Genomic DNA, 12,703 nt, shown 5'->3' with positions numbered 1-12,703 from the left:
GGCAGCGCTTGCACATGAAAAAGCCCGCCGGGCCTGTGCCTGGCGGGCTTGATGTGAAGCGGTGGACTTATGTCGCGGCCGCTGGCTGCGGTTCTTTCCACGATAGCGCACTGATGGCAATGCACACCACCGGCATGGTGGGCCGGCGCCAGGTGGTGAAGTCCACCTTGTGCCCGTAGTTCGTTCGCAGGCAGAGCGGCCCGGCGCGGCGCGTGGCGTGCAGCTGATACGCGCCGTTGTGGTGGCGCAGCACCCAGCCTTCACGACTCCGGCCGGTGGCCGGATCGCCCCACACATCCACCGGCTTGGCGTAGTCGGTCGGGTGGCCCAGCTGCAGCGCCAGCGCTGACGCCCGATTGCGCAGGCCCAGCCACACCCAGCGCGCCCACCGGCTGCGCGGGTGATGCGCTGGCGCCCAGTAGCAAAGCGCGCGGGCTGCGGGCGTGTCTTCCAGCGGAATGGGCAGCGGTACGCCCTGGCCGGTGGCCGGGTCTACCACCCACAGGAACTTGTCGCCGTTGATTCCCACATCGTTGCCCCACCAGCGGGCCCAACGCGGCAGGGCGTCGTCTTCCCAGCGGGTCTGCAGCAGGGCGATGGGCACCACGAACGGCGCCAGCAGATCAATGGGCAGCATCACCAGCCCGCGCAGGGAGGCCCGGCCGAACGACAGCGCAGCGGCGCGGCGGTGGGCCATAGGCACGTGATGCAGGCAGAGCACCCACAGTGCGGGCACGGTGCACCAGATCACGACAACAGCGGCGAGGGTGGCCAGGCAGGTAAGCAGGTTCATGGGAGTTCTTCGGGTTGAATGGGGGCGGTGAGGATTTCGAGGGCTCGGCCGGCCGCGAGGATGCCCAGGGCTTCAAGCCCTTGGACGCCGTGCACGGTCGCCGGGTCTTCAAGGTCGATGAACTGTGCGGTGGCTTGGTCGGCCAGCGTGGCGCGCAACGCCGCGGCCTGCATGCGCAGCGCGTCCGGCTGGTCGGGGCGGTCCACTGCGGCCCACTCGATGGCGGCTTTTTCTGCAGGGGTGAAGCGACGGCGGAACCCCAACACCGACACGATGCGCGGTGCTGCCACTGCCGGCGCTTCGGGCTCGGGCGACGGTGCCACGTAGGGCCGCATCACCCAAGCCACACCGGACCAATTGGCGCGCGGCTCGCCCTCGGTGGTGGTGGTCGATTGGGAAGGCGGCGCGGCGGTCACTGTGCGCAGGCCCGGCTCGGCCACGCCGCCCGCAAACCATCCGTGCAGGTCGAATTCAAATGGCAAAGTACACCTCCAGTGCGTCGGGGTTAGATTCGTAGCGGGCTGCAGGGGGCACACCCGCTTGGCCGGACCCGTTGAACACCAGGCCTCCACCACCGACACGGGTGCGGATGCTGGGCAGCGCCTCAGCCCCACGCCAGAAGGACGGCAGCCACTTGAACTTCGTTCCGTCCGCTGTGGCCACCAGGGCGGTCCAATAGGTCGCGCCGTCTGTGAGCTTCACGGGGATGTAGAGCACCCCGCCCATCTCCGCAGCGCTTTCGCCCAGTTGTGCAACACGCAAGCCGGTAGGTTCCATGTCGCCTACGGCGCCCGCGCTCCAGGCGCTCGCGTCGTCGGAATAGATGCCCGATAACGTGCCCTCTGCCAAGGTCACCACGAGGAACCGCCCGCCCAGCGCGTAAGCGCGGCGTGTACCGTTAGGCATGCTGGCCAGCGCGGCGGCCAAGCCCGCCGAACTGACCCAGCCGTCCAGCCCGTTGGCGCTCCACTCGCCCACGCTGTGTGCCTCGTTTAAAGCAAGCCAACGTACGCCGTTGTGCAACACCTTGCGCCATTGCTGAGCGGTAGCAAAGTTGCGGTTGGCTGGCACCGGCGCTGCGGCAGTCATGGTCCTGAAGGCTGTGTTTACACCGATGCCCATGGCGTAACCAATGCCGCCAGCGGCACACAACGAATCCATAGTCCCTACGGAGCCTTGGTAATTCCATGTCACACCGTGGTCGACCGACGTGCGCAGGCCACCGTTTCCCGAATAGGCAGTGGCGGTAAACAGCAATGACCCCGCGGCCATCAGTTTGCCCGGCATCAGTTGCGTACTGACATCCACCTGGCGCGCTGTCCAAATCTTGAGGTCGGTAGACGTGTAAACGTTGGCAGAGCTGCCCCCTTCGGCGCAGTACACCGTCCCGTTGTGCACGATGTTTTCGTACAGCAGCTCGGGCGAGTTCACGCCGCGCAGGCGGTACGGGTTGGCGTAGCGCACTGGCACGCCCGTGAAGCGGCCGGCGCCGCTCCACACGGGCCGGCTGCGCAGCTGCACACCCAGGGCAGCGCGCGTGGCATCGCCCTGGCGCTGGGTTTCAGCAAGGACTGCAATATCAATCGTCATGGGGTCGTTTCCTCCACGGCAGACAGGCCCGACAGAACGCCGGCCGTGTAGTTCAGGGTTTCGGTGCGCGTGCGCCCGTCATAGATGGTGGTGACGCCGGCCAGGCGGCCGTCGCCGTCGTAGGCCAGGGTCTGAAGCGCCACCTGGCCGCCCACGGTGGTGGACAGCGTGGCAATGCGGCCCAGGCCGTCGCGGGTGATGCTCTGCAGGCTCGGGCCGTTGGCCGGCCCCAGCGCCAGGTGCGAGGGCTTGAGCGTGACGGCCGGGCCGGTCTGACCGTTGACCACGCCCACCTTGCTGGCGGTCAGAAACGCCACGGTGGTGCCCAGGTTCGTGATGCTGCCCTGCAGCGCCGTCACGGCCGTGGCCAGCTCGCCGTCTGTCACGCGGCCCTCGATCAGTCCGGCCAGGGTGTCGCAAGCGCTGTCTACGGCCGCCAGCGACTCGCGCAGACGCAGCACGTCTTCTTCCAGCAAGTTCTGCGGGTGCGGCAGCGCCAGATTCAGCGCCGGGGTGCGGTCGTTCGTCATCACAACACCACCGCCCGCAGGTTCGTCGCCCACGGCCGAGCATTGAACCCGCCGTGCACCGTGACCCGCAGGCGCAGCCGCTCGGCCGCGAGGTCTTGCAGTTCGTAGGTCAGCTCCATGACACCAGCCGTCATGGCGCTGGATGACAGGTAGGGCACCTCGGTCCACACCGCGCCAGGCGCATCGGCCTTGGCATGCACCTGCAGCGAGGTGCCGGCCGGTAGGTAGGCCTCCAAGGTGGCACGCACCGTGACCACGCCGCCGGCGCCCAGCATCGGGCTGATGTAGTCGCCCGCATCCTGCAGCGAGCCCACCACCAGCTGCATACCGGGCTCCAGCACGGCCGCAAAGTTGGCATCGCCGCGAAGGCGAGCCTTGATGTTTACCGGGCCGGTGTAGCGGCTGGGCAGCTCCACCACCTGGCCAGGCGCCGCCTGCACGGTGTGGGCAATGCCAGTAGCCGCGATATCGAACACGCACGCAGCGGCGGTGCTGGGCTGGTGGGCATAGGCCTGCACGCACAGGTCAGTTGCGTCCAGCACGTCCACCGTGCCCAGGTCGATGACCCGTTCGGCTTCGCTGTAGCTGGCGGCCAGCAGCGCAAACGTCAGGTCTTGGTCTTGGTGCGCCGTCCACGTGCTGGCGTTGGAGCTGGAAAGCATCACGCCCACTTGGTAGGGCTGCGGCGTGACCCAGCGCAATGCATGCTCATCCCAGCCGCCCAGCTTGGCCAGGCTCAGCGCCGTGGTGTCGTCGTCGCTCAGCACCACCAGGGCGTATTCGCGCTGGGCTTGCAGGACAACCGGGCTCCACTCGACCCGTGTGGCCGTGCCGTCTGTCTTGATGCCGGCCGGGAGCAGTCGGGTTTCCGTCAGCACGCGGGCCGTAGGAAAGCCGTTTTCTGCCTCGCGCACCTGCACCAGCGCACCCGTGGTGCCCTTGGCGGTAAACCACAGGTCCACCCCGGTGTTGTGCACGGGCGCATCCAGCATGAACGTCTGCGCCAGCGGGTCCACCGGCATGACGCGGAAGTAGATGATCTGCGACATTTCGCGGTCGGTGCGCTCGCCCTGGCCGGTGAACAGCGCAGAGGCGGCGCTGCCGCCCGTGCCCCGGAAGTCCACGGCCTTGGTGCCGGCTGGCACGTTCGCCGGGATGGGGAACGTGCCCGACAGCACGCCCTGGGCGTTGGCCACCAGGGTGCCGCCCGGCAGCGCCTCGGGCACCACGGCCACGCCGTCGAAGGTGACGGACTGCAGCGTTTCGCCGGGGCCAAAGTTCAGATCAAAGCGCACGTCGATCTGGCGCAGGTACTCCAGAGGCGAGGTGGTCTGGCTGCGCACCTTGGCTTCGTCCATGCCTTTGGTGGCTGCGAACCAGTTGATAGCCACCGAAGTGGGCAGGCCCCAGGTGTCGTAAACATCCGTCCAACGGTCCACCGCAGGGGTGAGCGTGACGGGCCGGGGCAGGGGGTCGAAGGCGTTGTAAGGGTTGACCTTCATCGAACCCGTGCGCGCCAGCTGCGACAGCGCTGCGCGCTGCGTGTAGGCCGGGCTCTGCCGTGTCTTGATGGCCACGCCAATCTGGTGCACCTTGAACGTGATGGGCAAGCGCAGGGCGCTGGCCGCCACCAGGGCAGTTTGCGGCTGGCCGGCGTCGCGCATGGCATTGCTCAGCATCGGGTCGGCAAACAGCCCTTTCTTGATGCCCGAATAGCGCCCGGAGATATCCACGGCCAGGCGCAGCTCGGCCTGATCCAGCAGGATGCGCGAGATCATGGCGCGGTAGTCCGCAATCTCCGACATGGGCACCATGCGCACGCCGTCCAGGGTGATGCGGCGCTGCGCGTCCCAGGTCTGGTAGACCGACGCAATCGTGAGCACGTTCCCCGGCACCTGCGGGGCAATGGGAATCCACGGCGCGGGCACGCCACGCACCCAGGCGATATCCCCATCGGCCGACAGCGTGAGCCGGTCAATGCGGCGCAACGCGAAGTTGTACGACAGCAGCACGGTGGTGCCCGCCACTGCGCCGGTGACGGTCAGGCCGCGAGAGTCCACCGCATCGGGTGCCACCACGGCCACGTAGAGATACGTGACTTGGTAGGTGCTGCCTGGCGCAGGCTCTGCGCCGCCTGCGGCCCAGTCCACCTGCCCAGCCGTCAGCTTGTAGTCGGCGGGGTTGGCGAACACGGTTGCACCCTGCTGGATCAGCTCGATCTGCTGCACGCTGTTATCGGGCAGTGGGTCGGCTGCACCCACAAAGCCACCGTGCACCACGTCCACCGTGCGGCGCTTGATGATGCGCACCTGTGGGGCGCCCACCATGGGCCAGCGGTCGAAGTCGATACGCTGCGCGCCGTTGGTGGTGGACAGGTGGGGTTCGCTGTCGATCCATTGCAGGTCCGGCAAGGCGTTGAACACCACGCGCCGGCCGCTGGGCAGCTCCAGCGCGGCCCCGTTGATCCGGGCGGCCCCTTCGCCCAGGTTGTAAACCTGCTCGCCCGTGGGCAGGTCTGCCGCCATGCGCAGCTCCATCCCGCGCACGATGTAGGTGCCGCCCGTGCTGGCCACGTCATAGGCCTTGATGGCAGTGGTTACGGCGTCGATGTTGGGGGGCGCTTCTTTGGGCCGCACCCACCCATCCTCAACAGTCCACACCGGGAAGAACTCGCCGGCCTGGCCAGAACCTTGGACGCCCCAGGCGAGCTGCACGCGCTCGCGCGCCGCGCCGGGTTCCTTGTAGCCGTCAGTGCCTACCGCCGGATTCAGCAGCTCGGGGTCTTCCAGCTCGGTGACCACATCGCGCACCAGGTAGACGCCGACGAACACCACGCCCACGGTGGCAATCACCAGGGCGGCCGGCGGCACGCCGCGCACGGCGCCGGCCACATAGATGGCGCCGCTCTCGCAGGTGGTGGCGCCGGTGTCGTGGTTCACGATGATGCCGGCGCCGCTGATGATGGAGCCCTCTTTCATCAGGATGCCCGCGATACCCGCAATGCGGGTGTGCATGGCGCGCTGTACTTCGTTCAGCTCGGCGCTTTGCAGCACCTTGTCTGCGCGGAACAGGTGGCGGTCGTAGTTCTTGGCCGGGTCGTGCCGGTCATAGATGGCGAGTGGGTTTGCGCTCATGGGTTAGAAGGGCAGGACGTATTCAAAGGTCTGGCGCACGGCGCCATTGCGGGTGAACGCGGGCACGCGCTCAAGGGTGTAAAGGCGGCCGGGCTCTGCGATCTGCACGGGTGTGAAGTAGCGCTGGCCAGCGGGCAAGCCCGCCACGGTGGAGGCGCCAAAGGTGATGCCCAGCTCTCGGATGGTTTCGCCGTCCGCGTCCTCGAAGTTGAAGACCACGCGCACGTACAGCCAGCGGGTGGGGCCGGCCACCACCGCGTATTTGCTGCCGCTGGGCAGCTCCACTTCGCCGGCGGCGTCCGGCTCCACATAGCCCACGAACGTGGCCAGGCGGCGGCCCACTTCGTCCACCAGGGCGCTGGCGTTGCTGGGCTCGGGCTCGGCCACAGCGTCCCAGGCGGGCAGGCCACGGCCCCAGGTCAAATGCACGGGCTGTGCGGCCATGGCCATGGCCAGGGCAATGCGCCCATCGTCTTGCAGGGTTGCCATTTAGGTGCTCTCCGTTGATTTGGATTCGATATAGACAGGGCGCCAGCGCAGGGCGCCCCAGGTGCCGTTCCAGCTCTGCGGCTGGGGCAGGGCGGGCGGTAGTTCGTCCATGGCGTCGGCGGTGCCGGCCAGCTCGGCAGGCGGCGCGCTCCATGGCGTTTCTGTTTGCACGGCAACGCCAGGCGCGCCGCCCTCGCCCTGTACGCGCACGTAGCCGGGTGCCTCGCCGCGCATCAGCTCGCCGATGCCGCCGAACTCATTGGCCAGCAGGCGGGAGTCCAGGCGCCAGCAGTCGAGCACCGCTTTGTCGTTGCGGGTGAGCTTGGTCACATAGGCGGCCGTGGCAGTGGCCAGCGGCTGGCCGGCGGTGCTGGTGGTTGTGCCGCTGTGCTTGATGCCGAAGCTGGCCTTGATGGGCTCGCCGGTTTCCACACTGACCCACACTCCCGAAGACCCATCGAGCTGCGCGGTGTCCAGCGGCTGGCCTCCGTCCAGGCGCAGCGGCCGGCGGTCATGGTCCCAAAACACGCGCCAGAAGCGCACGTGCACGGGCACGGACTCGCGCACCACGTGGGCAATCAGGGCCATCTCGGCCGCGGTGGCGGGGCGGCCCAGGTTGATGTGCAGCAGAGCGCCGCGTTCGTCCACGCGTGCATCAGGGAAACCGACCCAGCCCAGCACCCGGTGCACGCTGGCGGCGGTGCCGCGCTCGAACAACCAGGGCAGTCCGGCCGCTATCAGCGCATCCAGCGTGGGGAAGTAGCGAGCGAATGGGGCGAGGCCCCACTCTGCGGCCAGCCAGGGCGCAAACGCTGCGGGAGTGCCCTCGCTGGGTGGCTGGAGCGCGCCGGCCAGTGCATCCCACTGGGGGAGTGTCTGGTCGATGGCCCGTTCCAGCTGCGTGGCCTGTGGCGGCAGCAGGTGGCGGCGTGCAGTGGCGGCCGTGGTCACTGCATGCCTTCATCGATCAGCAGCAAGGCCCCGAGCACGGGGTATTCGTCATCTGCCATGGGTGTGATGTCGGCAGGCGCGGATGCATCGGGGTAGCGCACCGCGGCAATGCCTTCCACGTGCAGACGCGTCGTAATCCAGCTGCGCGACACGGCGCGACCCAGGCGCGCATAGCTGGCCAGGGCGGCAGGCAGTGCGGCCTGCAGCTGGGCAACAAGCGTCGTCGGCGCGCTGGCCTCGCGCACCAGGCCTGCAGTGATGTTGATGGCGCGGGGACGGGCGAGCGCCACGGATACGGCCACGCCCAGGGGGCGGGCATCATCAGCGTTGAGAGCGGCCAATACGGCGGCCTGAGTGGCATCTGCCGTGTTGGTGTCGTGTAGCCACAGTTGCACGCGCACAGACCCTGGCCAGGGCTGCATGGCGATGGCGTCGCGCACGTTTTGTGATGCCGTCATGGCCGCCAGTTCGTAGTGCTCGCGGGTGCCGTTACCAGCAAGTGCGCGAATGCGCAGCTGGATGCGGACCCTGTAGCGCGCATCAGCCTCGCCAGGCAAGCGGGGCACGCCGTAGAAAGCGCCCTTGTGGTCCAGGTCCGCGCCCGTGGCGTAGGCCAGCAGGTAGGCGCGGGCCGCATCGTTCACGCGCTGGCGATACAACAGCTCGCGGTAAGCATGGGCCTGCAGCAGCTTGGTCAGTGGCTCGGACTCCAGCGCGATGACTTCGGCGGCGGCGGGGTAGCGCGCAAGCAAGTCGTCGCGGTGAGTTTCGTAGATCGTCTCGAAATCCAAGGACTCCACCACGGTGGGCGGGGGGAGCTTATTCAGGTCTTGAATGGTCATGCAGCACCCCCACGCCGGCCGGTCACAGTGAGCTGTAGGGACAGCGGTTGCTGGCGGCGGTATTCGTTCAGGTGGGTGCCTTCAAGTGTGAGCTGTAGGCGGCCCGGTTTGTCGGCCTCGCGGGCCACCAGCACGCGCGACAGCCGCATGCGCGGCTCCCAGCGCATCAGGGCGCTGGCGATGGCGGAAAACAGGCGAATCTGCGTGGCCTGCGTGTCGGGGTGGTCGATGAGGTCGGGCACCAGCGAGCCGTAGTCCCGCCGCATGACGCGCGTGCCGATGGGCGTCGTGAGGATGTCGCCCACGGACTGGCGCAGGTGCTCCAGGCCGGCAATGGAGTGGCCGGTGAAGCGGTTCATTTGGGGCCTTGGGTGTCGTCGTCGCCTTGCTTGACGCCGCCGTGCACGTGGTTGCGCAGGCTGATCCCGCCGGCCAGCACATCGGGCGAGCCGGTGGCGCCCTCGGCGTCGATCACCAGAGATCCGCCACCGGCAGACAGGACGATGCGATCCCGGCGCAGTTCTATGAAGGCTTGGCCCACACGCAGGGTGATGCCTTGCTCGCAGGTGATGGTGAGCATGCCGGCGCCCGCGTCATGCTCCATCCCCTCGGTTTCGCTCCAGTCGAGGCGGTAGGCGTCGGGGTTCTCGCTGCCTTGCGGGGCCTTATCGCTGTAGACACCGGGCAGCACTACGGCATTGAGCAGGTCGCCGCCGGGAGCCATGACCATGCACTGCTCGCCGACCTTGGGCGGCCACCACTGGCGGCGCGATGCACCGCCCGCGCTGCCGCTGGTCCAGGGTAGCCAGTCGGTGAGCAAGTCGCCGCTGCGGACACGGCAGCGCGCGGGTTTGCCGTGGCGCACTTCGGCAACTGTTCCGGCGCGCAGGATGTTCTCCAGGCGCCGGTTTATTTCAAGGGGCGATTCGCTCTGTTTGGTAGGCCGATCCATTCAAACGATGGTGCCCGCATGCGCTCAGAAGCGCACGCGATTGAGCGTGTGCAAGGCACTTGCACATGCAATCGCGTCCTACTCCTACCGCTTGGTGGCTTCCACAGCAGAAACCAACCTCGCGAGCGCGCCTGATGATTCTTGAACTGATAGACGCGCAGCAGTCTCATATTGTTCGACGTCTGTCTCGACCCCCATTTCCTGGCGAGCGCGAATAGTCAAAGTGCTTATTAGGTCATGAAGGCCTATGAGCTTTCCCGCCAGGCCCAGCGCATAGGTTTTCTTCATCTCTTCAATCTGCGCCGTTACGCTCTCGATGGTTTCTCTCAGACGCTGCAGATCATTTTCAAGCCTTTCCTTTTCATCTCTAAAGTGCTGCTGTTGCGGATTGAGCATCATGCCGGCCTGATAAATCGGACTCAATTCCTTGTGCTGTGCATCTATCAACTTGTAGCGCTCCTGGGCTAGAAGCAGATCCGACTTCTTTGCATACAGCGGGACGAGCTCTGCTGCAGAGTCCATAAAAAGAACTGTTAGCTTTCGCGTCAGCTCCTTCACAAGCAAAACAGTGCCCATTTCGGCAATCAGTTCTATTCGCGCCGTTGCCGAATAGAAGCCGCTGAGCGAGCCGCCTATATCGGAATCGCTTGCAGTCTTATTTTGGAGTGTGCTCAGAAAGCCGATGGATTTTTGCAGTTCATCGTTGGCCTCCGTGTAAGCCGTCCGCCTTGCACTTGTGATTCTGTCCTTGTGCGCCTCAGCGCGTGCGTTCTCCCTTTCCGCATCGGCCAGCTCCCTTGAATCTGCTCGGTTCAATTGCGCCTCTGCCGCTGAATGAGCAAGCTCTTTTTTCAATCGCTTGCCCGCATACCAAATCGATATCAGAACGCCCACGAATGTGAGGACGGAGACCCAAATAGTTGGGTTCTCAATCATCGGAACGCCTGCCGACTGAGGGGGGGCCAACGTTATCGCGATGGTGGTGGGCTCGATCCCTGCCTTAATCGGCACGGCTACCGCTGCAGCAGTTACTGCATTTGCGTTTCCTGCGGTTGTTGGTGGGGTGGCGGAAGGGGTGAGCTTGTCCATCGGTGCCTGCATCTATTTGCTGTGGCGCGCATGTTAGGGTCAAAAACGCTGCAGGTGAAAAATAACGAGGTCACGTATGCGCTCCACTTGATCCGCAGTAATGCTCAGAAGTCGTCGTGTGGGATATCGGTAGGTCGGCCCGCCGGGCTTTACGCGGTCTTCAAGCCCGAAGTGGTGCACGCGCGCTATGCGGTCAGCCCGTCCGACGAATTGCAGCACGGCCTCATCGGCCAACCCCTGAGCCTTGAGGTGCTTGGCCGTGTGCAGCTTCTGGAACATCGGCAATGGCTTATTCACGGTGCGGCGTACGGCGCCTCGCGCCTGGCGCAGGGCATTGGGCTTGCGCGGCTCCCATGGTGTGCCGTCTGGCGCCTGTTGGGCGCGCATGTTGGCTACGTTCCCCGCGCGCAGATAACGCGCCACGTCGCGCGCAAGGACCCGGCGTTCGGCCTCGGTCAAGCGGGACAGGAGAGGCGACAACCAGCCTTCAAGGCGCTGTAAATCGTCCATAGGTCAGCGAGGGTCGTGGTCCCACTCGGCCAGCAGCTCGCCATGCATCCACAGGGACCAATGCTCGGGCTTGTCGATGTGGACGGGGTGGGGCGGCTCGGGCACGTGGTGCAGCTCAACGGCACCAGCCGGGGCGCCTACGCGAGGGCGCACCAGCACGCGCTCAGTCAGGTCGATTTCAAAGCCGATATCGGTGGTGATGTCGGTCAGGAACTCGGCATTGAACCGCAGTGCCTTGTCGCGTTTATCGGGGTTGTCGAACAGCTCGGGCTGGTTGCGCGCGATCCACTCCAGCATCGGCACGACCAGCGCATCGGCGTGGCCCGCGTAACCCAGCGCCACCACCTGCAGGGTGTAGGCGTATTCGAACGACAGGGAGCCCGTGCCCGTGGTGGTGATGCGGCCCGAGCTGATAAACAACGCCAGGTTTTCGGGGTTGTCCACGAACCAGGGCACCGCGGCGGTGAGCTGGTCGCGCAGGCTACTGGGCTTGAGCATTGGCCGCGGCCTCCATCATTGCGCGGGCGCTGTCGTAGGCCCGCTCGCAGGCGAGGCCACGGGCGCGGGCGGTATCAGCGACGTGCGCCAGCTCTCCCGCTCTGTCGTCAGCGCGTCGCTGCAAGTCGGCGAGCAGATCGGTGGGGGCGGCGTCTGGCGCGCACTGCCCGGCAGCGGCGCAAGCCTGGGCGGCGGCACGGTGCTGGATGAGGTAGTCGGCAAGGTCGCGCTGCAGCCGGTTGCGAGTATCAATGGCGCGATCACGGCCAGCATCAGCCGCCGCAATGGCGGCCAGTGCATCGGTGTCGCTCTGGGCGATTTCTTCACGGTGGGTTCCTTCCAGTTTGCGATAGCGTTCTGAGGTTTTCAGCGCAGCGCGCGCCGCGGCGGCCCGCTCGGTCTGCAGGGTGGTTTCCGCGTGGGCGGCTTCCAGCCGGGCCTCTGCCAGGCCGATGGTTTGCATCAGCAGTGCGAAGCCCAGGCCCAGGCCCAAGGCGATGGCGCTGTACTTCCAGGCGTTGGCGCGAAGAGTGGCGAGGATCATTGCAGCGCCATGCAGTCCGCATGCCTCTTTTGCTGGCGGGTCCACACGCCCTTGCAGCCCTTCGGCCCCCAGTTCACGGGCAGTCGGCAATCCCGGCCGGCCTGAAACCGCCACTGCAACAGGGCGTGGCAAGCGCCCGCGTAATCGCCCCGCAGCAGCCACGTGCGAGGTGATTGCGGCTTGCGCCAGTTGCCGCTGCCGAACTGGCCCACCCAATCTTGATAAAGGTCGTACTCGCCCGGGTACAGCAGCACGCCGGGCAGGCTGGCTTTGAACCGCGCCTCTTCCTCGCTGTGCAGGTTGCGGGCGAGCTGCTGGGCGCGTTGGCGCGTGATGGGGCTATCGGACAGCCGCACTGGCGTGCCGTCTTCGTAACGGGTGGAGCCATGGCCGATGGTGGGCACGTCGCCCACCGTGGGCACGTAGGGGTGATGCACCACTGCGCCATCGGCGCGCACGCTGGTCGGGCCGTCGCCTTCGCTGGCGGTCCAGGTGGCGAAGCCGGCCGCCGACAGGGTGAGCGCCGCCACTGCCAGGCGCTGGCGGATGGTGGTGCTCACGGCCTGCCCCCGACGCGCTCGGCGTTGCGGTCGGCGCGTTCGTTTTGCCACTTCCACGCCAGATAGGCGATCTGCAGTACGAGGTACACGCAGGTGAGTGTGGTGATAGGGCTCCACGAAAAGAACCCGCCCGGTTGATTCGCGGCGACGGTTACGGGCGGCGAGGCCTTTGCGACCTCCACGCCCACGGCTTTGACAATGCTTGTGCTGTCCATGAAGGC

16 protein-coding genes are annotated in these 12,703 nt (G+C 66.5%); all 16 read right to left on the bottom strand.

Translation table 11 applies throughout. The features are described 5' to 3' along the window. Nucleotides 1–67: 67 nt before the first annotated feature. The gene (locus ACSQ3Q_RS17945; protein WP_436135685.1) at nucleotides 68–793 is read right to left on the bottom strand and encodes a DUF7338 family protein; all 726 of its coding nucleotides are present in this window, start codon (nucleotides 791–793) and stop codon (nucleotides 68–70) included. After that, nucleotides 790–1,275 (bottom strand): hypothetical protein, encoded by a 486-nt coding sequence (locus tag ACSQ3Q_RS17940; RefSeq protein ID WP_436135684.1) that lies wholly within the window; start codon nucleotides 1,273–1,275, stop codon nucleotides 790–792. Before ACSQ3Q_RS17940 ends, ACSQ3Q_RS17945 begins: the two co-directional genes overlap by 4 nt. Beyond that, nucleotides 1,265–2,383, bottom strand: coding sequence for a hypothetical protein (locus ACSQ3Q_RS17935; protein WP_436135683.1), 1,119 nt, complete (start codon nucleotides 2,381–2,383; stop codon nucleotides 1,265–1,267). The genes ACSQ3Q_RS17940 and ACSQ3Q_RS17935 overlap by 11 nt, the downstream gene beginning before the upstream one ends. After that, the gene (locus ACSQ3Q_RS17930) at nucleotides 2,380–2,913 is read right to left on the bottom strand and encodes a hypothetical protein (RefSeq protein ID WP_436135682.1); all 534 of its coding nucleotides are present in this window, start codon (nucleotides 2,911–2,913) and stop codon (nucleotides 2,380–2,382) included. Before ACSQ3Q_RS17930 ends, ACSQ3Q_RS17935 begins: the two co-directional genes overlap by 4 nt. Beyond that, nucleotides 2,913–6,047: a DUF4815 domain-containing protein gene (locus tag ACSQ3Q_RS17925; protein WP_436135681.1), complete on the bottom strand. Its 3,135-nt coding sequence runs from the start codon at nucleotides 6,045–6,047 to the stop codon at nucleotides 2,913–2,915. Before ACSQ3Q_RS17925 ends, ACSQ3Q_RS17930 begins: the two co-directional genes overlap by 1 nt. A gap of 3 nt (nucleotides 6,048–6,050) precedes the next feature. Beyond that, the gene (locus tag ACSQ3Q_RS17920) at nucleotides 6,051–6,536 is read right to left on the bottom strand and encodes a hypothetical protein (RefSeq protein ID WP_436135680.1); all 486 of its coding nucleotides are present in this window, start codon (nucleotides 6,534–6,536) and stop codon (nucleotides 6,051–6,053) included. Continuing rightward, on the bottom strand, nucleotides 6,537–7,487 hold the full coding sequence (locus ACSQ3Q_RS17915) for a phage tail protein (protein WP_436135679.1): 951 nt from the start codon (nucleotides 7,485–7,487) through the stop codon (nucleotides 6,537–6,539). It abuts the gene before it with no gap. Then, on the bottom strand, nucleotides 7,484–8,329 hold the full coding sequence (locus tag ACSQ3Q_RS17910; RefSeq protein WP_436135678.1) for a baseplate J/gp47 family protein: 846 nt from the start codon (nucleotides 8,327–8,329) through the stop codon (nucleotides 7,484–7,486). Before ACSQ3Q_RS17910 ends, ACSQ3Q_RS17915 begins: the two co-directional genes overlap by 4 nt. After that, nucleotides 8,326–8,688, bottom strand: a complete 363-nt coding sequence (locus tag ACSQ3Q_RS17905; protein ID WP_436135677.1) for a GPW/gp25 family protein — start codon at nucleotides 8,686–8,688, stop codon at nucleotides 8,326–8,328. Before ACSQ3Q_RS17905 ends, ACSQ3Q_RS17910 begins: the two co-directional genes overlap by 4 nt. Next, the gene (locus ACSQ3Q_RS17900; protein ID WP_436135676.1) at nucleotides 8,685–9,281 is read right to left on the bottom strand and encodes a phage baseplate assembly protein V; all 597 of its coding nucleotides are present in this window, start codon (nucleotides 9,279–9,281) and stop codon (nucleotides 8,685–8,687) included. Before ACSQ3Q_RS17900 ends, ACSQ3Q_RS17905 begins: the two co-directional genes overlap by 4 nt. An 84-nt stretch (nucleotides 9,282–9,365) precedes the next feature. Then, nucleotides 9,366–10,370, bottom strand: coding sequence for a hypothetical protein (locus ACSQ3Q_RS17895; RefSeq protein WP_436135675.1), 1,005 nt, complete (start codon nucleotides 10,368–10,370; stop codon nucleotides 9,366–9,368). Nucleotides 10,371–10,409: 39 nt separating this feature from the next. Then, nucleotides 10,410–10,880 (bottom strand): phage virion morphogenesis protein, encoded by a 471-nt coding sequence (locus ACSQ3Q_RS17890; protein WP_436135674.1) that lies wholly within the window; start codon nucleotides 10,878–10,880, stop codon nucleotides 10,410–10,412. Between the two features lie 3 nt (nucleotides 10,881–10,883). After that, nucleotides 10,884–11,378 carry a phage tail protein gene (locus tag ACSQ3Q_RS17885; RefSeq protein ID WP_436135673.1) on the bottom strand — a complete coding sequence of 165 codons (495 nt, stop codon included), beginning with the start codon at nucleotides 11,376–11,378 and terminating at the stop codon, nucleotides 10,884–10,886. Continuing rightward, nucleotides 11,362–11,922 carry a DUF2514 family protein gene (locus ACSQ3Q_RS17880; RefSeq protein ID WP_436135672.1) on the bottom strand — a complete coding sequence of 187 codons (561 nt, stop codon included), beginning with the start codon at nucleotides 11,920–11,922 and terminating at the stop codon, nucleotides 11,362–11,364. The genes ACSQ3Q_RS17885 and ACSQ3Q_RS17880 overlap by 17 nt, the downstream gene beginning before the upstream one ends. Next, complete coding sequence (locus tag ACSQ3Q_RS17875) at nucleotides 11,919–12,482, bottom strand: glycoside hydrolase family protein (protein WP_436135671.1); 564 nt, start codon at nucleotides 12,480–12,482, stop codon at nucleotides 11,919–11,921. The genes ACSQ3Q_RS17880 and ACSQ3Q_RS17875 overlap by 4 nt, the downstream gene beginning before the upstream one ends. Further along, a complete protein-coding gene (locus ACSQ3Q_RS17870) occupies nucleotides 12,479–12,697 on the bottom strand; it encodes a hypothetical protein (RefSeq protein ID WP_436135670.1) in 219 nt (72 codons plus the stop codon). The genes ACSQ3Q_RS17875 and ACSQ3Q_RS17870 overlap by 4 nt, the downstream gene beginning before the upstream one ends. Between the last annotated feature and the right edge of the window lie 6 nt (nucleotides 12,698–12,703).

The sequence above is a fragment of the Acidovorax sp. LjRoot129 genome (genome assembly GCF_964253765.1).
In the GTDB taxonomy this organism is placed as follows: Bacteria; Pseudomonadota; Gammaproteobacteria; order Burkholderiales; family Burkholderiaceae_C; genus Acidovorax.
Note: the sequence above shows the minus strand (reverse complement) of the source record. Positions and strands in the feature narration are given on the sequence as shown.